The sequence below is a fragment of the Paenibacillus sp. Soil724D2 genome (genome assembly GCF_001427935.1).
Taxonomy (GTDB): Bacteria; Bacillota; Bacilli; order Paenibacillales; family NBRC-103111; genus Paenibacillus_E.
In genome coordinates, this window is record NZ_LMRY01000012.1 from 131,328 (window position 1) to 155,279 (window position 23,952).

18 protein-coding genes are annotated in these 23,952 nt (G+C 42.9%); 15 read left to right on the forward strand and 3 right to left on the reverse strand.

From position 1 onward, the window contains the following. Window positions 1–62: 62 nt before the first annotated feature. Complete coding sequence (locus ASG85_RS13735; protein ID WP_060646514.1) at window positions 63–1,589, forward strand: RsmB/NOP family class I SAM-dependent RNA methyltransferase; 1,527 nt, start codon at window positions 63–65, stop codon at window positions 1,587–1,589. A gap of 6 nt (window positions 1,590–1,595) precedes the next feature. Further along, complete coding sequence (locus ASG85_RS13740; protein ID WP_060646515.1) at window positions 1,596–2,336, forward strand: pseudouridine synthase; 741 nt, start codon at window positions 1,596–1,598, stop codon at window positions 2,334–2,336. Window positions 2,337–2,408: 72 nt separating this feature from the next. On the opposite strand, the gene ASG85_RS13745 is transcribed toward ASG85_RS13740, so the two are convergent. Then, entirely contained in the window at window positions 2,409–3,005 is a 597-nt protein-coding gene (locus ASG85_RS13745) for a hypothetical protein (protein ID WP_060646516.1), read from the reverse strand. 316 nt (window positions 3,006–3,321) lie between these two features. Between ASG85_RS13745 and ASG85_RS13750 the strand changes: the two genes are divergently transcribed. The 6 genes from ASG85_RS13750 (at window position 3,322) to ASG85_RS13775 (ending at window position 16,659) form a co-directional block, all read left to right on the forward strand. Next, window positions 3,322–4,365, forward strand: a complete 1,044-nt coding sequence (locus tag ASG85_RS13750) for an S-layer homology domain-containing protein (RefSeq protein ID WP_060646517.1) — start codon at window positions 3,322–3,324, stop codon at window positions 4,363–4,365. A 12-nt stretch (window positions 4,366–4,377) separates the two neighbouring features. After that, window positions 4,378–11,355: a PKD domain-containing protein gene (locus ASG85_RS13755; RefSeq protein WP_060646518.1), complete on the forward strand. Its 6,978-nt coding sequence runs from the start codon at window positions 4,378–4,380 to the stop codon at window positions 11,353–11,355. Between the two features lie 116 nt (window positions 11,356–11,471). Then, the gene (locus ASG85_RS13760; protein ID WP_060646519.1) at window positions 11,472–12,269 is read left to right on the forward strand and encodes a Cof-type HAD-IIB family hydrolase; all 798 of its coding nucleotides are present in this window, start codon (window positions 11,472–11,474) and stop codon (window positions 12,267–12,269) included. A gap of 118 nt (window positions 12,270–12,387) precedes the next feature. After that, window positions 12,388–14,019 (forward strand): hypothetical protein, encoded by a 1,632-nt coding sequence (locus tag ASG85_RS13765; protein WP_060646520.1) that lies wholly within the window; start codon window positions 12,388–12,390, stop codon window positions 14,017–14,019. 14 nt (window positions 14,020–14,033) lie between these two features. Continuing rightward, window positions 14,034–15,464 carry a glycosyltransferase gene (locus tag ASG85_RS13770; RefSeq protein ID WP_060646521.1) on the forward strand — a complete coding sequence of 477 codons (1,431 nt, stop codon included), beginning with the start codon at window positions 14,034–14,036 and terminating at the stop codon, window positions 15,462–15,464. 115 nt (window positions 15,465–15,579) lie between these two features. Beyond that, complete coding sequence (locus ASG85_RS13775) at window positions 15,580–16,659, forward strand: hypothetical protein (protein WP_063860287.1); 1,080 nt, start codon at window positions 15,580–15,582, stop codon at window positions 16,657–16,659. Window positions 16,660–16,736: 77 nt separating this feature from the next. Here ASG85_RS13775 and ASG85_RS13780 read toward each other — a convergent pair whose 3' ends face one another. Beyond that, window positions 16,737–17,366, reverse strand: a complete 630-nt coding sequence (locus tag ASG85_RS13780; RefSeq protein ID WP_060646523.1) for a nitroreductase family protein — start codon at window positions 17,364–17,366, stop codon at window positions 16,737–16,739. Window positions 17,367–17,514: 148 nt separating this feature from the next. Here ASG85_RS13780 and ASG85_RS13785 point away from each other — a divergent pair, with 148 nt between their 5' ends. The 6 genes from ASG85_RS13785 (at window position 17,515) to ASG85_RS13810 (ending at window position 21,882) form a co-directional block, all read left to right on the forward strand. After that, window positions 17,515–17,784 carry a hypothetical protein gene (locus tag ASG85_RS13785; RefSeq protein ID WP_235549460.1) on the forward strand — a complete coding sequence of 90 codons (270 nt, stop codon included), beginning with the start codon at window positions 17,515–17,517 and terminating at the stop codon, window positions 17,782–17,784. 69 nt (window positions 17,785–17,853) lie between these two features. After that, a complete protein-coding gene (gene queD / locus ASG85_RS13790) occupies window positions 17,854–18,327 on the forward strand; it encodes a 6-carboxytetrahydropterin synthase QueD (RefSeq protein ID WP_060646524.1) in 474 nt (157 codons plus the stop codon). After that, window positions 18,327–19,007, forward strand: a complete 681-nt coding sequence (locus tag ASG85_RS13795; protein ID WP_057306927.1) for a 7-carboxy-7-deazaguanine synthase QueE — start codon at window positions 18,327–18,329, stop codon at window positions 19,005–19,007. The genes queD and ASG85_RS13795 overlap by 1 nt, the downstream gene beginning before the upstream one ends. Window positions 19,008–19,062: 55 nt before the next feature. Beyond that, a complete protein-coding gene (gene queC / locus ASG85_RS13800) occupies window positions 19,063–19,779 on the forward strand; it encodes a 7-cyano-7-deazaguanine synthase QueC (RefSeq protein WP_057306926.1) in 717 nt (238 codons plus the stop codon). A 28-nt stretch (window positions 19,780–19,807) separates the two neighbouring features. Continuing rightward, on the forward strand, window positions 19,808–20,485 hold the full coding sequence (locus ASG85_RS13805; RefSeq protein WP_060646525.1) for a response regulator transcription factor: 678 nt from the start codon (window positions 19,808–19,810) through the stop codon (window positions 20,483–20,485). Continuing rightward, window positions 20,482–21,882: a sensor histidine kinase gene (locus tag ASG85_RS13810; protein ID WP_060646526.1), complete on the forward strand. Its 1,401-nt coding sequence runs from the start codon at window positions 20,482–20,484 to the stop codon at window positions 21,880–21,882. The genes ASG85_RS13805 and ASG85_RS13810 overlap by 4 nt, the downstream gene beginning before the upstream one ends. Window positions 21,883–21,971: 89 nt before the next feature. Here the strand turns inward: ASG85_RS13810 and ASG85_RS13815 are convergent, their stop codons facing one another. Beyond that, complete coding sequence (locus ASG85_RS13815) at window positions 21,972–23,006, reverse strand: YheC/YheD family protein (RefSeq protein ID WP_235550119.1); 1,035 nt, start codon at window positions 23,004–23,006, stop codon at window positions 21,972–21,974. Window positions 23,007–23,205: 199 nt separating this feature from the next. Here ASG85_RS13815 and ASG85_RS13820 point away from each other — a divergent pair, with 199 nt between their 5' ends. Continuing rightward, window positions 23,206–23,772, forward strand: coding sequence for a hypothetical protein (locus ASG85_RS13820; RefSeq protein WP_060646528.1), 567 nt, complete (start codon window positions 23,206–23,208; stop codon window positions 23,770–23,772). Window positions 23,773–23,952: the final 180 nt, after the last annotated feature.

A 23,952-nucleotide genomic window follows, 5' to 3' on the forward strand; every position in this document is an offset into this window, starting at 1 on the left:
GGCTGTTTGGTGACAAGTTAGATATAATACCGATATTAAAAGATGAAAGAGAAGATGTCCGGATGACGAAGCAGCTGCCTGCCCTTTTTAAAGAAAAGATGATTGATTTATTGGGTGAAAATGAATTTCAGCAATTTCTGGAATCGTATGACCAAGCGAGAACGTTTGGTTTAAGAGTGAACACGGTGAAGGTGGAAAAGGCGGATTTTTTGGCGAAAAGTCCATTTGCGCTGAGCGCGGTGCCTTGGGCTACCGATGGCTTTTATTATGAAGAAGGTGAACGACCAGGGAAGCATCCCTATTATCATGCAGGCCTTTACTATATTCAAGAGCCAAGCGCGATGGCGCCTGTAGAATTGCTGCAAGTACTCCCAGGGGACCGTGTTCTTGATTTATGTGCCGCACCTGGCGGGAAATCAACGCAAATAGCCGCTAAGCTTCAAGGCGAAGGGGTGCTTGTTGTTAATGACATTCATTCTGATCGTGTGAAGGCATTAGTTAAAAACCTTGAGCTTTTGGGAGTTAGAAACGCTATTGTTTTGAATGAGAAGCCGGAGCGGATGTTAAAGGTCTTCCAAGGCTATTTCGATAAAATACTAATAGATGCGCCTTGTTCAGGTGAAGGGATGTTCCGTAAAGAAGAAGAGATGATGCAGCAATGGGAGCGTCATTCGGTACAGGAATTTGCTAGTATGCAGAGAGAACTGCTTGGTCAGGCGGCTCAAATGCTAGCGCCCGGCGGAATGATTGTATATTCGACCTGTACGTTCTCACCGGAGGAGAATGAAGCGCAGATCGCGGAGTTTTTGGACAAGCATCCGGCGTTTGATGTGGTTCCGGTTGAGGGCTTTGGTGCTGGAAGGTCGGAATGGCTGCGTTCGCCTTGGTGTGAGGAGGAGTTTTCTGAACGCGCTCGAGAGGCTGTGGCGGGAACTGCTCGGCTTTGGCCGCATCGTTTGCGGGGCGAGGGGCACTATGTTGCTGTGCTGCGGCGGGACGGGGCTGCCACCGCGGGAGATGCTAGAGATGCGCAAGAGGTAGGGAGTGATCCCGACGTTGTGTCGGCATCGGTAGTTGGGAAGCGCAGCGGCCGTGAGGCGCTGCGGAAGGGCCGCGCGGAGACGTCGACTCGCGCGGCTGTGAGCTTGGAGCCGCTGGAGGCGTTCTCGGGCGAGCTGCTTCGCAGCGAGCCCTTCGCCGCCGCGCGACTCGTGTGTTACGGCGAGCACGCGTATGCGTCGCCGGCAGGTTTGCCCGAGCTGCACGGACTGAAAGTCGTGCGGCCGGGCTGGTACATCGGCGCGCTGCACCGCGGCCGATTCGAACCGTCCCATGCGCTAGCCATGGGACTGCGCATGCGCGAAGCCAAGCGAGCGCTGAGCTTGGCTTCGAGCGACGAGCGAGCCCTTCGGTACCTGAAGGGCGAGACGCTCGAAGTCGCGGAGAGCGAGATCATCCGCGACCCGGAAGTGACCCAGGCAGCCAAAGGCTACTGCCTGGTCTGCATTGAAGACCATCCCGTCGGCTGGGGCAAATGGCACGACGGGATGCTGAAGAACGAATACCCGCCCGGCTGGAGGTGGACCTAATCGGTCATGAAACAAACACAAAGGCTCGATAAAATACTCGCCCATGTGGGCATTGGCACACGCTCTGAACTCAAACGCCTTGCCAAAGAAGGCGCGATTTTCGTCAACGGTGTGAAAGTCAAAGACAGCGGTATGCAGGTGAATGCTGATACCGATATCATCACTGTAAACGGTGAATCGGTGTCATATCGTGAGTTCGTTTACCTCATGATGAATAAACCGCAGGGGGTCGTTTCTGCCACAGAAGACAACCGCGACCGCACGGTTGTGGATCTTTTGGATAAGGCATATGCGCCATTCGAGGTTTTTCCTGTTGGACGATTGGACAAGGATACAGAAGGCTTCCTTTTGCTAACGAACGATGGGAAATTGGCCCATAATCTTCTTTCTCCACGCAAACATGTACCCAAAACCTACTTCGCGAAAGTGGAGTGGGAGGTAAGCGAATCGGACCGCGAAGCCTTCTCCCAAGGTGTTACTTTGGACGATGGCTATGAAACACTTCCGGGTATTTTGAAAATTTTGAAGACCGGTAATGAGTCTGAAAATGAGCCCTCGGAAATCGAGCTAACGATCATGGAGGGCAAATTCCATCAGGTGAAACGGATGTTTCAAGCTGTAGGCAAAAAAGTCGTATACTTGAAACGGATTTCGATGGGGCCACTAGCGTTAGATCCAAGTTTAGCATTGGGTCAAGTGAGAGAGTTGAGTAAAGAGGAACTTCTTGCCTTACGAAATTCCAATTAATGGTAAATCCGAATAACGCGCACAGTACCGGATTGTACGAAACGGATTGTGCGTGTTTTATTTTCAATCTTATTAACGCTCTTCCCATTTCTTTAGGATGGATGCAATAATCTCCTTCTTTGTCTCCTCAGCAAGTCCGTTCCTTAGTTCTGTGATGAATTCAATGAAGAGCAACGACAAAAGCTCATTCAGGTCCATTTCCAATGGAATCTCATACTTGCAATCCCAATCATCGAAAAACACCGCTATTCGGTTGACTTCTCTTGGATGGATGTCTACGTTAAGGGTCAAATAATCTCTTGCACCGGTCATACTAGACACGTTAGACAAACTCCATTGAAACTTCTCAATTCTATTTATCTCTCGCAGATTGTTACCTACAACGCTAGTATTCGTGTTTAAAAAATGACTGTAGTTTTCTCTCAAATCCAACACGTAATCATACAAATCCTTATCTTGGCGTACGTGATCAAGAAAATTATCAAATAATAGCTTTACGAGAAACGTTATATTCATACCAAGGAGGTCTTCATTGGTTGTGTATTGAATATCTTCAATGAAAACTTCTGCCCGGTTAAAAAAATCGCGAGGTGCACGGACTTTAACGGTTTTATAAAATTCAGGAGTTTCCCTGTTAAAAAAACTAGTCCATGATTTTAAAGTTAGCATACAAGCGGTCCTCCTTTTCTTCTCTATTACTACTTATTCTAAATCTAGCACACATATGACAATCGGCACGAAAGCTTTAGCCAAGGGGAGGGGAAAACGAAACGGAAAAGTAACATCTTAAAATTAGAGATTTACAAAACTACTAGTATATGGTATTTTCAAACAAGAAAGAATATGGAATGCGTGCGGAAGAACCGCCCATGTGTCGCTGTGTGCTAGGCGATTACTGGGCGGTTTTTTATGTAATGCGATGCTACCGATAATGATAAGTCACGTTTTGTATGTAATGAGTGACCAATAGAAAGAGGGGATTATTATGAGAAAAAGGTTTTCAATGATTTTATGTACGGTACTATGCGCAACATCTATAGGGTATGATGCGATTAATTCCTCCGCACAAAGCCCCATCAAGTTCGTGGACACATCGCAGCATTGGGCCGAAAAGTCTATTCAAACCGCAGTGGAAAAGAAATACGTTGATGGCTATGACGATGGAAGCTTTAAGCCAGATTTACCAATTAGCCGTGCTGAGTTTATCAAAATGTTATCTGCTGCCGCAGGTGAAAAAGTAGAAAAAGTTGAGGGAAATGATTGGTACGTGCCTTATGTTAACAGGCTGAAGGAATTAAGTGTTATTCCAGTGGAATTTCCCGAAAGATATAATGAGCCACTTCAACGCTCTGAAATGGCTATGTTAAGCGCTCGGAGTGTGGATAAAGCTCTGAAGGGGTCAATGCTTGATTCTGTGAAATTAGGGTTGATTCATGGGGTTAGCACGACTGATTTAGCGCCTTATGGGACAAGCACTCGTGCACAGGCAATTACGATTATTGAGCGTATCTTGTCGGCTAAAAAGGGTGAGAAATTACCGGTAGATAAGTATGCAATTAGTCAGGCACTGATTGAGACGACGAATAGTAATGTCGAATATGTTCTTGGACTAAAGCCGAAAAATATTGGCGAGACATGGAGTGCGGGGCAAGGTGCTACGGTGACTTTAGACCAGGTGGTTATTGCTGATCCGTCTGATGAGAATGATCCTTATATGTCGTATGTTGATACTTCGAACTGGAACCGTAAGGTGGATAAACAGCTGAATTTCGTGGTGTTAGCTAAATTCACAGTAAAAGTGGATGAATCGGCGGATGAAAAATTTAATTTTTTCGTTAATCAATATATCACTTTATTTGATGGAACCGGAATTCTACTACTCTCGAAGAGTGGCTTGCCAAGAACTATACGTTTTGCGGTCCCAGGAACTTATTCGGGTTATGTGGCTTATGGTGTAAAAAAAGATCATGCAAAAACAGGCTTAACTTTTGATGTGATAGGCAATGAAGTTGGTATTGCAAAACCATAGGGGGTTCTCACATTGCGAATCTTTACTGCAAAAATAATGTTATTTCTAGTAATAACTCAATTGATAACCCCTTTTATTGATATTTTCCATGCTGAAGCTGCTAGCTCTAAAACACTGTATTATGATTATGAACAAGGTCAGTTTAAAGAAGCACCTGTCAATGCACAATATTCTGCTTCGTCAACCAAACAGATAAATAAAGACATTAGTCCTTATTTATCTGGAAATATTACTTCAGTAAAAATCATCAATAATGGAACAGAAATACCATGTTCAAGTTGTTTTTCGGGTTCATCAATTATTATTACTTCGATAAGTGGAGCACAAATACCTGTGTATGGTAAGTCAGAAACAAAGCCGGGACATCAAATATATAGACAACCTCTGGGAAAGATATGGGAGCATATGGGTGAAGAAACGCCTGCTATTGAATTTAGCGGTGCCTCCGGAAATCCTTCACCTTACCCAGGACTAATACCTGCACTTGGTAGATACAGATACACAGTAAATCCTTTCGATTATCGAGATGTAGGCGGCTCAAGAAATGGACCGGATTTACGTTATAGCTATGATTCTAATCAATATAAAATATCTGGAAAAACTGATTCAACAGCAAGTGGAGATATTGAAAAAGACTTTGTTAAGGAAGGATGGGCAGTTACAACGGCTTATGAGGTCGATCGTCCCAATCGCTGGTTCATAGACGAGTCTTCTGTAGTACTAAAGGACGGATCACCTGAAATAACCGATGGCGATAAATTGTTGCAAAGTACCATCTCAATCGTCGGCGCTGAGCAGCATCCATTTTCAAATGCTATTCCTCTATCATACGGAAAAGGGAAAACGGATGGACAAGGGATGATCAGAACTATGCTAGCCCTTGACGGTTCTGTTGATTCTGTAGACTACGAGGAGCTCGATGCACTCACAGGAGGCCAAACACCACCATACGGTTTACTACGTAACTACCACATGTACGCCATCGGCAAATGGAAAGGCGAAACCTACAAATACCAAACCCGCATAGAAGTCACTTTTGTTCCACCCGACAAACCGGACCTAGCATCCCTATCCATCGACGCAGGCGCATGCGTTCTTTCAAATGTTAGCACCAACCTCACCATCAAGTTCAAAAACTCAGGTGTTTCTATCCCCAGCGGAACATCCTTCAGCGTAACCCTAGCCGCCGACGGCACAGTGTTCAAAACTCTTTCCTACTCATCTGGTTTAACCTCTGGAGAGACCAAAACCGAGATCATCCCCTACACCTTCAGCAGTATGAAAAGCATCACGCTAACCGTTGACTCCAATGATGACATCTCAGAAACAACTGCCTCTAATAACATACTTACTCAAATCGTTACTCCCCAAGCAAGTTGTACACCAAGCGGCGGAAACTTTAGCGGAACTACCTCAGCCGATAAGCCCACAATTCCTTGGAAAGATTCTAACCTCATTAAAGCAGACTGGACGATTCCTTCTGGCTGTACGCCTGTTCGAGGAAGGTTCATTTTATCCCAAACTACAGGTGCATATATTCAATACGGTTGGAGTTCGTTAAGTAGTACTTCTGAGAGTGATATGTCCATTTTTGCTTATGGGATGATGGGTTTTACGGGTTATCCAGGCAATATTACAAGCGGCGAAGTGGTTATTGAATACAAGCTTGAGGATAGCTGTGGAGGAACTTCCTATTTCTATGAAGGGAAGTTTACAGTCGGTCCAAAACCTCCGAATAGACCACCTCAATTTGAGATCGGTTGGTTTGCTGATGCTGATTACTATAGCAGGACTCCTTTATCGGATTCCATTGTTGGTGATAAATTAAATGTGAGGTTGTTGCCAGAAATTCCACCTAACCATTATGATCCTGACGATGATATCGTAACTTTCGAGTGGTTGTTTCCAATCAGCTCAAGTCCTTGGATCAAAAGCTTTCCTTCTTTGGGCTATCTAAAGGGTGAGGATAAGCTTACGTGGTTAACGGCATCAACAGCCGGTGACCATACGATAACAGCGAAAATGTGTGATGATAAGGGAGCTTGTACGCAAAAGGATGCAACAATAACTATTATGCGTCCTGAGCCATTACCCTGTATTAATGTACCGAACCGAGTCGTACAAAACCGTCCTCTTGCAGCTAATGCAATTAATGGAGCTTGCAGCAAACCAGCTAAAAACAGAACGATAACGGAGTATTTCTGGACGAATAATCTCCCCGTTTATCCCAATGTTGGCATAGAGACTGTAACCTTAGAAGTAAAGGACAATTACGGTGTCCGCAGCTTGCCAGAAAACATAGCAATTAAAAACATAAACGTTGTGGAGGATAAACCTCCCGTAGCTGCCATCAACTTGCCTATCTTTGCTGTAAGAGGAAATGTTCCGTTCAGGGATTTATCTTTCAGTCCCGATGGAGATGTAATCGTAGAAACGTCTATTACCTATGTGTACGATAGCAATGACGATGGCATTTTCAATGATCATATGCCTTTAAATATACCGATAACCGTTGGTGGACCGGCTATACTTTCAGCTCCTAAGGTAGGTAAGTATAAATTAACGGTAAAAACAAAGGAGGATTGGGGGTTAACGCATACCAAAAGCTATGTGGTTGATATCAAAAATGATTCTCCCGAAGTTTCATTCAGTGTCACAAGCGCAAATCCAGAACCTCCTTTGTTTCATACAACATTAGAAAATGAAATGCTAATGGCATATGGGGATCAGTGGCAAGGTTCATCTTTAACCAATCCTAATTTAAATAAAGTGAAGGATATTGGATTTACATACAACACGGCTACCAACGGATTAACATCTCATTATGGTAAACAGCCTTTCAATGGCCCTGCCACAGGATTAACGATTACTCCTGAACAGTACCAAAAAACAACCTATAACGCTTGGCATACGTTCCCCGTTCCTCAGTTATTTAATACACAATTTTTGGGTAACAGATATGGAGTTGGTTCTATTGGTTCCATTCCATTTTTTGACGGTACTAATACTAAAATAGACGGAGGTTTGGGAAATACTTATGATTATGTTCAACAAAAGTATATCCCTATTAAACCTACACCTGATAACCCAGGAAAGTTCCTAGCTTATGATGCTAAAGGTGGAGCTTATTCGGTAGACTTCAAATCCGGATATTATAATGATAATGATTATAGTGAGACATGGACTATTTATCGTAAAACTGCTGATGGTACATCTTGGAAACGTTCTGGTCAGTACATCTATGATGGCTGTTCTGGTGACTGTTCGTCCAGTGAAAGTGGAACAAGATCACCTCATGCTAATCTGAAACTAAACAATGACGGAACTAAGGTTTCGCTTGGAGGTAACTACTCATGGCAATGTGGGTGTGTTGTGACTACTTGGCTTGATGTAGAGACAGGATTAGAAGTAGCTGCTAATACTGTTATTCCTGCACCTACTCTAACGGGTATCTATGAGGACTCAGAAGTATATCTGTATCGAGAGCAACCAATGAATTTAACTACGGATACATATAGTTCTGGGAATTGGGGGTCTAGCAGTAACCGATCAGGAACAGTTAGTGAATACTTTGTATCTTATAATAAGCAAACGGGTGTTACGAAGAAGATAGAAATATACAAAGATATCTACTTCAATAATCGTTCAAGAAGTGAAGATGGCAGCGTAATACGAGGTGATGGTTCAGATAGCGATAGTTCAACATTAATTGAGGTGAATTATTCTGTCTCGGCTGATGGCTATGTCTATATCGTTGACGGTATGAACAAAATCGTAGTTGCTGATAAGTACGCAAACCAACTTGCTTCCTATACGACCAAAGGAACTAGACCAACTAATACCTTTTCTCACGAACAAACGCTTCAAGAGAGGTTTAGATATACGGTATCTTCGGCAGGATTAAGTGCAGATGGAGAGTTTCAAGTCGTTCTTCAAGAAGAGCATTATAAGTTAAGAAGATGGAACTTTCAATGGACGTCCTGTGGTTCTTGTAGTGTAGGCAGCTATGTTTCTCACTATGATGAAGATGATAGTCAATCTGAACGTAAATTCTACTATTATAAGATAAATGGTGGAACGACTAGTCCTTCCAGCTACGCTTTAGCGGAAATAGGTCAAACCATGAAGAAGGATACGAGTATTGGAGACGCAGATTACGTGTTCGATTTCTTGCAAGCTAGTGTGAATATGAATGTGAATGCTCCTTCGGGTTTAATCTTCAGGGCAACGAATAACAATACGATGTATCGATTAGAGTTTACAACAAACAAAATAAGCTTATCGAAGCTCGTTGGCGGTGTTCGTACTGAGTTACGGTCAACGCCAGTCTGGTTGTCTACGACATCTTTTAACAACATGAAGGTTAGTGTTAGAGGTGGAAAAATAAAAGTACGGATGGGTACTGTTCCTATTCTGGAAGTAACCGATCTTGCTTTAACAGAGGGTACTTATGGATTTTTCATAGGCGGATATGGTTCTCACTTCCGTAACTTTTATGTCAAAGTACCAATTGTAGATAACAACAAAATTAGCGATACCGGCATTGCGGGAGAAGAACTGACGTACGCTACGGAGTATGCGGATCCTGAAAGTGATGATCATTTGATTAGTAAGGATAAATGGAAATACGAGCATACGAACTCTACGAAATTTTTAGATTCGGGGGATGGTAAAAGTGGACTTTCTGCTTACAATAATCAAACATTTAATGGAGATCCGATTAAAACGTTAGATAAGGTAGGGGTTTATAAATTAACTTTTATTGGTGCAGATGATCCTACGCCTGTTGGCTTTAAATATCCGAATCCTGCCTTTGCAGAGTACCTGTCTGAATCTGATCCTTATACTAGAAATGTATTGATCCATCGTAGACCAATAGGGGTTTTGAATGTAAATCAAGATATCTATTATAACGTGACTTACGATGATCAAAGCTATGATCCTGATCGTTGGCTAAACAATTGGACTTACTCTACGGAACCAACTGGCATTGATTATTCGGCAACTAGAGGAATTATTGAGCGCAGATACGAGTACATAAAGCCAGATGGTACAACTGTAAATGGAAAATTATTGAGAGTAAAAGAAATGGGGGCTTATACATTTAGGGTGGCTGTAAAAGATGAATACGGTGCGTGGTCTGATTGGGCAGAAGCTATATTGTGGCTAGACGCACTACCTGCGAATCATGCGCCTTTCGTTGATATTACGAGCCATACGAGTACGGATACGAATAATCCGTCTGGCTCAACAGGGAATAATCCTTTATTTACATGGAATGCGGTAGATTACGATGCGGATAGCCGAATTGTACGTTCGGAAATAGACGTGCAACAATACTACTATAATTATTATAATAATCCGCAATGGCAATGGTTTAGTATGAATAACCCTAATATTGCAAAAGTCTCTAATGTACTCAGTGATGGCCATACAGTTTCATTAAGCTATAACTATCCAATGACTGTGTACGCCAATCAAACTTACAGGGTTAGAATTAGGGTACAGGATGAACAAGGAGAATGGTCTGGATGGTCGGAAAGGTATTTTGCATTAGGATTTCCTCCTACAGCTACTTTGACTTTTCCTAACGGTACCCAAGCCGAACCTACACCTATTTCTGACGGGGTTTTGAAACCTTCTTGGAATCAAAATGATCCAGATGTTCCAACGGAGTATCGTAGTTTCCAATATCGTATTCTTGATGCTAATGGTACTCAAGTTCAGTATAACCAATATGGGTACGTGTACGATGCTCAAAGATATGGTAGCTTTGCGCACTCTTGTAGCTATAATAGCGAAAATAGTTCCTGGAACAACTGTGATTATTACACGATTTCCAATACTTGGAATACTCATCCTACAGAGTGGTTTGGTCTTTCGTTAATCCAAGGTCAAAACGGCCCCTTCCAAGTTCAAGTTAGAGTACATGATGGAAGATACTGGTCAACGTGGTCTAATTCCGGTTGGTTTACGGCGAATAGACCTCCAGCAGCGAACATGACGATTCCAAGTGGGACGCAAGCTTCGCCTACTATTTTCTCCGAGCTGCGGCCTACCTTTGAGTGGAGCCAAAGCGATCCTGATCCGGGTACAACTTTTACTTATTTCCAAATGCAAATTACCAATGAGGCTAACGATGTGCTGTTACTGGACTCAGGGCAGTTCTACCAAGGGACGGTTTCTAACGTGGGGAGTTGGATGGTCAATCAGGAACTTCCAGCTGGCCAAAAACTCCGCGTTAGAGTTAGAGTATTTGATGGGGTTACTTGGTCAGATTATTCAGCGCAAACTTGGTTTTATATCAATCGAGCACCTGAGGCCGAATTTGACTGGACTCCAAAGCCAGTTTGGGAGGGGGATGTAGTGACAACCATGAATACCTCTTTCGACCTAGATGGTGATGTACTAACCTATGCGTGGAAATTAGAGCAACCTGACGGGGGTACTACCACTTTTTCCACTAAGGATATTTCTCATCGCTTTCTAAAGCCTGGGATGTATAAGGTGTCGTTAACCGTATCAGATGGACGACTTTCGAATACCGTAGTCAAAATGATTGCTGCTATGCCCTTGACGATTCATTCGGATGTAACCTATACAGACAACTGGCTGATTTTGCATGAAAAAAGCGGTCACCAAACAGTTTCGCCACCTAAGGACTTCTACTCTGGGGAAATATTCATAGTTTCTAGCAAGAGTTCACCTGCGCCTGTAGACGAAGTGACAGCTTGGATCGATACGACAGGGTTAGATGGGCATGCGATTTATGTGAATGAGCGTTTAGTTGCAGCAGGAGGGGATGCAACGTCTTTTAGCGGAGAACTATTTGATGCGAAATTCCAATCATTCGCGGAGGGCTTGCCTCAAGGAGTACAAACCATTCATTTTCAAATTCGTTACCGTAACGGTGTTGTGAAAAAGGAGGACATTCCTGTCCAAATCATTGGCAATGTCAATAAATCAGTCGGCGTTCATAGGGTTCAATAATTTGGAGGCAGTTATCTTCGGATAGCTGTCTTTTTTATGTAAATTCGATGAATCCAATGTCTTCCTATGGTACAATAAGTCGATAAAAAGGCGAAGTACAAGGGAGAGAGAATACCTTGAAATATCGATTAATAGCACTGGATGTAGACGGAACTCTTTTAAATGATGAGCATGAATTATCAGAACGCACGATTGAAACGATTCAGGAGGTACATGATCAAGGGTGTCACATTGTGCTATGTACCGGAAGAGCTCCAGCTAGCACATTGCCAATTCTTCAACAACTCGGGCTTGAGGGAACGATGATTACGCATAATGGCGCGGCGACAGTTCATGCAGATGAACGGGGTCAGACTTTGATCAATGAGTTTGCTTTTACGCTTCCTGAAATTGAGCCTATGTTGGATTATGTGCGAAGAGAAGGCATTCATTTCGATGTATGTACGTCTTTTAACATGTATATCGAACGGATCAGTGAGTACGAAAAACAGATGTATCAAAAGTTTATGATCAACCCCAAACTTGTGACGAACGTATCAGAGCTTGGACTGCCAATAGTGAAATTTACAATTTTTAGCCAAAATGAGTTGGATCGCATTCAAAAGGAATGGGAAGAACAGAAACTATACGGTCATATGCGGATGATTCGCAGTGGCGACCTCTTTATTGATGTGATGAGTACAAAGGCCAATAAGGGCAACGCTTTGAAAGCTTTGGCTGCTTCTTTAGAGATTGATCCTAGTGAAATCATGGCTATCGGAAATTATTACAATGACCTAGAAATGATGGAATTTGCCGGACTCGGCATCGCTGTGGAGAATTCGCCAGAAGGCGTGAAAGAAGCAGCGGATGCGGTGACTTCCTCTAATAATGACGAGGGTGTCCGTGAGGCTATCTTGAAATACTGTTTATAATATAAAATTCGATTAAATCCTCGGTTTTTGAGGATTTTTGTCGTTTTAGGGGGGTTCTTCCATATTATGACGTATGGTAGAATAAGAGAAAGAAAATTGATAACGGTGGTGTAAAGGAATGACGGAAAAGAAACGATTATCAAAGAAAGAAAAAGTAATTGCAACGGTAGTGTCAACTGCAATTGCGACTATTCCCTTTTTTGTTGGGATGCCGACTTACGAGGTTGCTGCTGCTAATGGGACGGAGGAACCGGAACCAGTCGATCAGATTCATGATTTAGTAATACCGAAAAATTCCACCATAATCAATTTAAGAGATTTATTTCACTTATCTGAGGAATCAACTTTTTCAGTTTTAAATGGTACAAATCCATTAATTGAAACTAATTTTTTAGATAAAGGCTTCTTGAAAGTAAAGGGAGGAGTTACTGGGAAGGCTAGCTTTACCGTTACATTCGAAGATTATGATAATGAATCCGGAGAATATCATACGATCGAAGAATCGTTTAACGTAGCTGTTGTTCCTTCGGAATCTACCGGTAAAATTAATATTGGCAATTTAGTAACTTATATGAGTGGTCTTCCAGAAGATTTCGAATCAGCAGAACAAGTAAAGCAATTATTAACGGGGATTTCGCCGAGCATTGTTGATGTAAACCACGGAGAAGGAACGACGAAGCTTCTTATAAAGCCATTTCCAGACGTCGTTACGATTAATAAGAATTCTTCTATCCCGATTTCAAGTGTTTATGATTTACATGAATATTTTCATTATTCCTATGGTGAAGGAGAAGGAGAAGGAGAAGGATTAAACTTTTATGTATTCTCTTCAAATGAAGATATAGTAGATGTTTTTAATGATGGGGATTGGTATTTAAGTTCATCTGATCAAACAGGTGGAGTAGACATAACAATTGTAGCTGTAAATGAACGTGGGGATATGGGCTATGATACGTTTCATGCAACAGTCTTAGCTGAGAATCAAGCGCCAGAAATTGGTGAGAGTTTACATAAAAGTTATCATATTTCTCCTGGATCGAGTTTTGAGCTTGATTTGAATCACTATTTTTCTGATTCTCTTGGTGATTTAACTTTTAGCAAAATTTTGACTTCAGGATCAAACGGGTCATCTGAAATTTATGGTTCAAAGCTGTATTTACATCCTAATATGGAGAATATCTCAGAAATACGTGGTGTAAAGGCAACTGATGGGGTGGGTCTTGAGGTGTCACAACCATTCACTGTAACTAGTTCAACCTATAATCCTTTTGAATATCAAACTATCTTTGTTGGCAGCACCTTAGATATTAATCTAACAGATGCTTTTGGAACATCTACTCCTTTAAATTACACTTTTGATTATAATGATGACTCTGTAACGGTATCAAGTGTAGTTTACAATTCTCAGAACTATCTAAGGCTTTCAGGATTAGGGGAGTACTACTTTCCATCTTCATCTAAACTTAAAGTTAACGCAGTTAATTCAGCTACGGATGAAGCTTACGTTGACACACTGGGTTTGAATCACTCAATATTCAATGGTTTTCTTAATATCAGTTCATTATTCCCAATAGAGATTGAGTCCGGCAAAGTTATCCAAGTATCTTCTAGTAATTCAAATATGCCTATGATACCAAGCGGATCTAATTACTTTGTTAACGGTTCAGGGACTACAACAATAACGGTTGATGTTGATCATGGTAAGAAAATATTAACAATACCTTACACCACACCACCGATATTACCATAATAAGCAGGTGACCTATGAAATCGACCTACGCGCCAATCATCGAACTTTTACAGAAGCAAAGATACAAGGAAGCGGAGGTTGTGGCGAAGGATCTAATCCGAACTAATCCATTAGAAGGACAGGCTTGGGTTTTCTTGGGAGAGACCCTGATGCATCAAGGCTATGGTCTAACGGCCAAGCGGGTATTTAATCGTGCTTGGCTCCTCGATCCTGAGGCTTCTTGGGTAAAATCGGTTTATGAGGCTTTGGAGCAAACACCTGAAGGTGAAGAACGAGTTGATATCGAAGGGCTTCTTCATGTTCCAAAGGTTACAGTTGCCGCAGCAATTTTGGCTCGAAACGAAGAGCAACGAATTGAAAAGTGCATAACCGCGCTTTATGAGGCTGTGGATGAAATTATTCTAGTAGATTCATCTACTGACCGTACCCGAGAGATAGCGTCCAAATTCAGCAAAGTGAAGGTGGTATCCATTGAGTGGAGGGACCATTTTGCCGCTGCACGAAATGAGGGCTTGAATCATATTCAAAGTGATTGGGTACTTTGGGTGGATACAGACGAGCTTTTACTTGAAGAGGATGTTTGTGGGGTTCGAGAATTAGCAGGTATTTTCCATCATCATCCCACACCGCCAGTTCTTCATATTTGGCATCTCAATCAGATTCGCGGCGAAGTTCATTATGATTTTTCACAGACACGAATGTTTCCGATGAAGCGAGGGCTTCAGTTTTGGGGAAGAATTCATGAACAAATAAGCAGTTCTTTAGGTATATACGAGGAGGAAACTTACCGTCGTGCCGTTCGAATTCGCTTTCTCCATGATGGGTACGACCCTTCTGTGATTAAGGAAAAAAATAAACTAGAACGTAATTTACGCTTACTAAAGATGATGATTGAAGAAGAGCCAAACGATCCTGGCAACTGGCTTTTTTTGGGTCGGGAGTCTTTATTAATAGGGCAGGAAGAGCAAGCACTGGTAGCATTACTCGAAGCAGAACGGATTGGCATGCAAACACCGCGTTTTGGTAGAATGCTGGATGTCTATAAGCTTCTGACGCATTACTATATGAGCCGTAAGGATTGGAAACAGGCAGAAATAACTTGTCTTAAAGCATTAGAGCATAATAACCAATTTCCCGATGCACATTTCCTACTTGCCCAAATACGAATGAAGCAAGCAGATGAGCTATATCTGCAAGCGGATTTTCATCTCAAAAAAGCGAAGACGTCCATTAAGGAATACAGAGGATCTGTCTCAGCAGATTATCAAATAGGACAATGGAAAGCAGATTTGGCAGTAGCTGATCTAGCCTTAAGAGCAGGCAAATTGGCAGAGGCTCGACATATCTATCAAGTTCACGCAATGCGCTACCCGAACATCGAAAGCTTATCCCAACGAATTGATATGATTGAAAAACAGAAACACCTATTGAATAGACCCATTTAACGGAGGCTCCAATATGCCTTCGTTTATTTCATTTATCCTGAATACTCATATTTTGGGCGATGTTGGGACAATCTACAGAAGAATCATAAGAACTGTAGAGGAGGCGAGGAAAGTCGTGGCCGATATTATGCTTAGACCCGACCTGAAAACGGCAGGCGGAGAAGTCTGCGATATTGAGTACAATGGGGAGTTTGTCGGTACGTTAACGCTAGTCTACAGGGAATCGGATCGACTTAAAGGCTCGATTCATCTGGAGCAGCAGTCCATTACGATCGTGGACAAACAGAAGGTGTATGATTTCGTTCAGTCATACATTCAGAGTGTCATTGATGCACTGGCTATTGAGGAGTGCGAGGTATTAGTTAGTTACAGTGATTATGATTTCGTTATCGCGACAGACCATGCCTTACAACCTACCATGCACGAAGGGGACTCACATTCGTACACTCGTCACGAACATGACGATGAGGTTGATTATGAATGGGTGAGGGACGAAACCCGATTCGATGACATCGACTCAGAGAATGCTCCAGATAAAATGGAAATGATTCAAGAACGCAAGAATCAACAGGGCTATGAGCTTGTTATTGTGGGTGAAAGTAGAAACCGTGTGGATTATCATGTTTATGATAAAGACTCGGAGCTTATTGCTGAAATTACGCTTCATATGTATGGTACTGATGTAATTGGAGATATAACATGGAGATTCGATCCTTTTGATGAGGAAATGGACAGGGTCTCCGAGCTCATCGTCGAAGATTTCAATGAGGATGAAACGGATACGTTCATTTTTAACATGATCTATAATGGGGAAACCGTAGATACGGTGGAATTAACGCACATTGATTTATTAGATTTGGTTGATGACATGGAAGAGGATACGATGCTTCCTTCTCCGGAAGATTACACGATTAATTTGGCCAGAGATGATGGTGATACACTCACGTATGAAATTTATCAGCAATCCTATGGTGGTTTGCCTATTGGTACTGCAACGGTAGATATTAGTTCTCGCCAGCTAACAGGATTCATTGATTTCCGGGAGCCAGGGGATTCAGATGATCGAGAGCTAATTGCCACATTATTGCTTGAAGAGTTGGATAAAGAAAAAGAGTATGAAACGTTTAATGTATCCATGCTTTATAGAAATAAGCTAATTGATGAAATTTGGTTCGAAACAGACCAATATCATTGAGCTAGCACCATGAGCTAACACCAAATAAAAAAGGCATGAACTCCCATAAAAGATGGAAGTCATGCCTTTCTGTTTAATTAAAAAGTGTTGGAAACGATGATTTGATCCAAAGGAAGGCGACCTGCAGATCTTGCAGGGGAAGCAGCCAAACCTACGCTAATCAGCATAACAGGTACATAACGTGCTGGAACGTTGAAAGCTTCAACGAATTTGCCGGCATCGTAACCACCCATTGGGCATGTGTCATAGCCCATTGCTTTTGCAGCAATCATAAGCTGCATAGCTGCTAAGGATGCGTTACGAATAGCTTCGTCACGAGCAACTTGTGGATATTGATATGCGCGTTCGATTTGAGCGGCAAGAGTGTCATACACTTCTTTTGGCATGTGGCCAGCTTCAACTGCTGGACCAAAAGCGAGTTCTACGTTTTTATTAGCTTCAAGATCGCCTAGAACAGCGATAACAACGGAGCTTTCTACGATTTGCTTTTGTCCATATGCGATAGGAAGTAGTTTCTCTTTTTGAGCTTGATCTTCAATAACGAGAAACTTCCAGTGTTGAAGGTTCCATGAAGATGGTGCTTGTGACGTGGACGTCAAAAGCTGTTCCAAATCAGCTTTTGGCATTTTGTGACCAACTTGATATTGCTTTACGGAATGACGGTCTTCTAAAACTTTAAGAACTTCGGATTTAACTTCTGTACTCATTAGGTTTCCCTCCAAGGATATAAATGTAAACCAGTTAATAACAATTACTGTAATCATAAATATTATAGTTTAAGTTGTCAAGAGAGTCTTTCGCGATGTCGGAAAATGTTGGATAATGGAAGCAAGAAAGGGGATGTTCCTCTTGAAAATGACGCAAAAAGAGCTTAGTCACCTTATTTTTCTCTCAGAAGTCGTCTTAACCGGCAAGAAGAAGAGCCTTATGGATGAGACGCTGCAATGTTTGCTTTATATTGTTAAATCAGTCGAAGAGGTTGAGCTTCCCAATACCGTAGTCGATCAAATTGAAAGTCTTACAGCTCTAATTGAATCGGATTTACGTAATGAGAATGAACGGATTCAGGAGATTCGCGGTCACTTGGACTGGTCGCAAAAGGGAAGACGAAAACAGCAAGATTGATTGTGAAAAACGGTCTCTTCGTGATAGAATGTAGAGTACTGTTTTTTTCATAATTATGAGGTGATAGATATGAGCTACGATATCCCAAGAGATGTGCAAATGTTGGGGCGTGACATCCAAGAGAACCAATTGAAATATCATCACAAATCCGTTTTGATTTCCAAAGAATTTACGTTTGACAGTGCGCATCATTTGCATTGTTATGAAGGAAAATGTAAAAATCTGCACGGACATACCTATAAACTGCAAGTTATTATGCGCGGAAAAGTGGATAACCGGGGGATCGCTATAGATTTTGGTGATATTAAACGTATTGCAAGAGAACGTGTCGTTGACCGATTGGACCATAAATATTTGAATGATGTGCTGCCCGCTATGAATACAACCGCTGAAAATATGGTCGTTTGGATGTATGAGGAAATTCATCAGGCTTTGCTTGAGGAACAACTTTATCCAGCGATCATGCTGGAAGAAATCCGGCTGTGGGAAACGCCGACTAGTTATGCGGCCATCACACGCTCGATGATGGAGGAGGATGTGTAATGCGAGATATCCGCATTCCGATGGTCGAGATCTTCGAGACGGTTGAAGGCGAAGGGACCCGTGCCGGGTTCCCGACGGTCTTCGTCCGTCTTTTTGGTTGCAACCTGCGCTGTACCTGGTGTGACACCAAGTACAGCTACCCGCCCGCGGAAGCGGAGAACGTCATGACCATTGCTGAAATTATCAGCAAGGTCCAGACGTACCGCTCCCGGCATATTTGCCTTACCGGCGGCGAGCCGCTCCTGTACGGCGAGAAGTCGCTCGCGTTAATCGACGCGCTCGCAGAGCTGGAGCAGGTCGATGACCTGCATATCGAGACGAACGGCGCGATCGATCTCGCACTGTTCGTAGAGCGTGTCGCATCGCCGAAGGTGCGATACGTCATGGACTTTAAGCTGCCCGACTCTGGCGAGATGGAGCAGATGGTCATGAGCAATTTCGCCCTGCTGCGCGAGCAGGACGAGTTGAAGTTCGTCATCGGCAGCGAGCACGACTTCCGCACCGCGGTGGAAGTGCTTGAGCAGCACCCGACGAAGGCGCTGCCGATGTTCAGCCCGGTGTGGGAGACCATGCCGCCGCGCAAGCTCGTCGAGCATATGCTTGACGCAGGGTTGTCCAAGGTGAAGCTCAATATGCAGCTGCATAAGATCATTTGGGATCCCGCGATGCGCGGCGTTTAAAGCGAGTATCTGCTTATTTATCCATTTTTCACAAGAAGAAAAAGAGGTGTCTACTATGAGCGTAAGCAATGAAGATAAGAAAAGAGCCGTCATCATTCTAAGTGGCGGATTAGATAGTACAACGTGCATGGGACTTGCCAAAGAAGCGGGATATGAGCTATATCCGATTTCTTTTGACTATGGTCAGCGTCATAAGATCGAAATCGAGAATGCCAAGCAAGTCGCTGAGCATTATGGTGTCAGTGGTCGTCATAAGATCATCAAGCTAGATTTCTTGCGTGATTTCGGCGGCAGCGCATTAACGGATGATAGCATTGATGTTCCGAATGTTGTGGATGGCTTGACGGAAGGTTCAGAGGAATCTGAAATTCCAGTGACTTATGTACCTGGACGCAATTTGCTATTCCTTTCGATCGCAACCTCTTATGCAGAAGTAACAGGATCACAGGCTATATATATCGGAGTGAATGCTCTCGATTACAGTGGATATCCGGATTGTCGTCCGGAATTCATTCATAAAGTGGAAGAAGTGATTGCCCTTGCCACCAAGGTCGGCGTTGAAGGAAAAGGGATCACGATTGAAACACCTCTCATTGACTGGACCAAGGCACGAATTGTGGAAGAAGGCTTGAAGATCGGTGTTCCTTACGAGCTAACAACGTCTTGTTACAATGGAAAAGCGGAAGCTTGCGGTGTTTGTGACAGCTGCCGTTTACGGTTGAAGGGTTTTGAAGAAGCGGGTTCAAAAGATCCGATACCATACCTAGCTTAAGTTTCCCGCAAGAAAGGCGGAGCGTTTCGTGACCAGAATCATGGTGGTGGATGATGACGCAGATATCAGAGAGTTGATTCGCGTTTATTTGGCCAGAGAAGGTTTAACAGTCATGCAGGCAAGCAATGGACAAGAAGCGCTCAGCATGCTTGAAACAACACCGGCGGATTTAGTCGTATTGGATGTCATGATGCCTTTGATGGACGGTTGGGAACTTTGTCGCGAATTAAGGGCGCAATATGAAGATTTGCCCCTCCTTATGGTGACAGCCAAAAGCGAGTCCGTCCACAAGGTGAAAGGTTTCCAGCTTGGCACGGACGACTATCTTGTGAAGCCTTTTGACCCCGTGGAATTGGTAATGCGTGTTAAAGCTTTGCTTAAGCGTTATCGGATCAACGCCTCTCAGACGATCACACTCGGTAATGTGCTGATTGATCGCACGGCATTCGAGGTTCGATTACAGGATCAGCGCTTGGCGCTTCCTTTAAAAGAGTTCGAGCTCCTCTATAAGCTTGCAAGTTATCCAGCACAAATCTTCACCCGTACGCAGCTCATTGAGCAGATTTGGGGGATGGATTATGAAGGTGATGACCGAACGGTTGATGTTCATATTAAACGTTTGCGAGAGCGGTTCGAACCACTGACGGAGGAGTTTCGTATTACGACCATTCGTGGACTTGGGTACAGGCTCGAGGTGAATGCATGATTAAGATAAGGTCGCTTTATCTGCGCGTGGTGCTGACATTTCTGGCCATAGTTGTGGTTAGTGTGTCAGTCGCCTTTCCGTTGGCAACGGTCTTTTTCAGAAATCTGATTACCACGGAATTTCAAGCAGACATGCTCGCGATAGGCCGGCAACTAGTCACGTTGAGTGAAGACATTCAGCCGAAAAATCTTGATTCTTTTGTGGCAGGAAGCAACCGATTAAACGATAACTACACCTTGACTTTATTTTACGAAAACGGAGAGCCGGCGACGGCGATCTCTTTGGACAAAAAAGGGAATCCTCGTATTGAAGCATCGGAAGTGGCCTATGTTCTACATGGCAGCATTTATAAAAGTTTAGACTATGGGATGCCCAAAGATCCATTCAATCAGATTAAGGTAGGATTGCCTCTCCAAGTTGATAGCAAAACTTATGCCCTATTCATTCATCCAAACTTCTCCGAGGTAGCTCGTCGTCAAGTGCAGACAGCTGTCATTACTGTACTTCTCATCGTACTTATTGTCGGCAGCTTGCTCATTCTCGTCGCATCTCGCTATCTAGTAAATCCATTAAAAAAATTGACGCTGGCTACGGAACGATTAGCTAGAGGCAATTTTAATGTTCATGTTTCAGTGAAACAAAAGGATGAGCTAGGACAGTTAGCTCAAAGTTTTAATCATATGGCTGGCGAACTGAAACAGCTAGAACAAATGCGGCAAGACTTTGTTTCGAACGTTTCCCATGAAATTCAGTCTCCTCTTACGTCGATCCGGGGCTTTTCCAAGGCGCTAAGGGGTTCAGATATTGACGAGGCGGAGCGTGCACGTTACTTGGAAATCATTGAACGTGAGAGTGAGCGATTATCACGCCTCAGTGATAATTTATTGAAGCTGGCGTCTCTGGAGTCGGAGCATCATCCTTTTCACCCAACCACATACGATCTAGATGAACAATTACGTAGAGTTGTTGTATTCTATGAGCCGCAGTGGTCAAGTAAGCAATTGGAGCTGGACTTGGAGCTTCCTCGAGTGAAAGTTACCGCTGATGCAGACCAATTAAGCCAGGTATGGATGAATCTTCTTGGGAACGCAATCAAGTTCACACCCTTAAGAGGGACAATACACATTCAGTTAGAACCTCTCAATGACAGGATTCGCATTCGCATTCAAGATAGTGGCATTGGAATCGCTGCCTCGGATCAAGAACGGATATTTGAACGATTTTATAAGGCGGATGCGTCCAGACAGCGCGAGACAGACGGAAGCGGTTTGGGACTTGCGATTGTAAGGAAAATTGTTGAACTTCACCATGGTACTATTGAACTGCAGAGTGAGATCGATAGAGGAACGTTGTTTGTCGTTACGATACCGATTCTGATATATCCAACTAATAAATAAAAGAGGACAGCAGATGTTTATGCTGTCCTTTTCCTATTAAAACATGTAACCACGCCAAGCTGTAACCCATATAGTAGGTTATCTGTAAATCATTTTTTACGCAAATAGCGAGCATATTCTAATGGGCGTTTATAAACCCTGTCACGCTTGTCTATCTCATCATACAGTTCTTTTTGTGGCTTTCCGTTCACTTCTATGATCCAAAGAAATCCGGCGCTGTCCAGCACAAGGTCAACACTAAGTTCACCTAGATGGTAGTGGGTTCCCATTTCAATGATTTCCGCCGCTCTTAAACTTATGTCGTAAATCGAGCGAATGATGTCATTAACTTTATCAGGAGGATACAATTGTTTAAGCGCTTTTTCGGATAAACAAACCTTCTCGCACATGCTTGTGTTAAAGAAGCCTTTATGAGCGAGCCGACTGATAACGTTGGTGGCAGACCATTGACCTCTCTTATTTTTTTGTGCGAGTACTCGGATATCGAATACTTGTTCGTTAAGTGGTTGAATATCGACGCCTTTTTGGATGATGTAAGGGGTGGATCCCACAAGCTTATCAATGCTCGCTTGGAATTGCAGGGGATCTTTTACGATGATTTTAGGTGAAAAATGATGCTCCCCAATGTGAATCTCCTTCGAATCTTTCACCTCCACACGATAAACGCTTTTCCCTTTATTTCCATAACAAGGTTTAACGTATAGGACCTTATGAGTATCTAGTAAGCTCAAAACATTTTCCCTGTCATACAAGATAGTTTCCGGTAAATATTGTGCGAGCCATTGGCTTAAATGAATATGAATCTCGTGCTTATTAAATTGGTTGATATGATTGAAACATTTGTCACTTCCGATTATTTTACCTAAACGTTCGATGATTTTAGGGTTAAAACGATAACAACGATTGTAAACAACATCGGGGAAAGGAAATTTACTTAGAAGCCATTTTCGGTTTATACGATGTATGCCGGATATGCTATTTCGTTTCCAATCAATATCATCTGGGGTAAAACAGAATAATTTCATATGGGTCGTATTGCAATTCAGATATTTTTGCAGGGCATACTTTCTTTCATACTGGTTAGCAACCATGATACCGACTAAACCGCTTCCTTTGTCCATCATTTTCCTCCTTAATCCTGTAAAGAAAGTCCTATATAGAATATGTTAGGAAATTGGAAGTGTATGGACAAGAATACAATGGAATAGAAAATGTGTGCATTTATTAAATTAGAAATTAATTTGCCTTTGAGGTAAAATAGCCCAGCCAAAACGTTGTTAGGTGAATACCTTAATTTTGACAACAAATAAGGAGTGATTTTTTATGGGTAGAGTACCTGGCCCCCCAGGCCCTCCAGGACCACAAGGACCACAAGGACCACAAGGACCACAAGGACCACAAGGACCGCAAGGACCGCAAGGACCGCAAGGTCCAGCTGGAGGGATATCTTCATTCGCTTTCCTTTGCAGCACAGAGGAACAAAACGTTGATGCTGCATCAGTCCCCGGCGGGCAAGGAGAAGCCGTTACTTTCAATAATTCTCTTATCACTGGTACGGCCATTTCATTCACAGCTCCGCAAACGATCAATATCCTTCAGTCTGGCACCTATCTTATAAGTTGGGAAGTGTTCCCTACACCAGGTAATAATGCGTTTGGTTTGTTTTTTGATCCAGCTGGTCCTACTCCAGCTTCCTTGGTACTTTGCAGCAATTATGGTACAAACGCAGGAAACCAACCTTACCAAGGTCAGGTCGTTACTCAATTAACGGCAGGTGGTACGTTAACATTGAATCGGATTGATAATATGGGGAATTTGGTATTGCAAAACGCTATTGGTGGAGGCACACCTGTAGTAAGCGCATCTATTGTAATTGAAAAGTTAGCATAATAATCAATTAGGAAATGGCACCTTTTATATGGCGGCGGTTTTTATCATAACCTGCCACAGTTTCTATGTTAGTTAAAGAAGGTCACCAATAGATCCCCGTGTTATTCACGGAGATGATTGGTGACTTTTTTTATTTGTTCATATTGGGTTCATATTGAACCTGTATGGTTAGCTTATAAA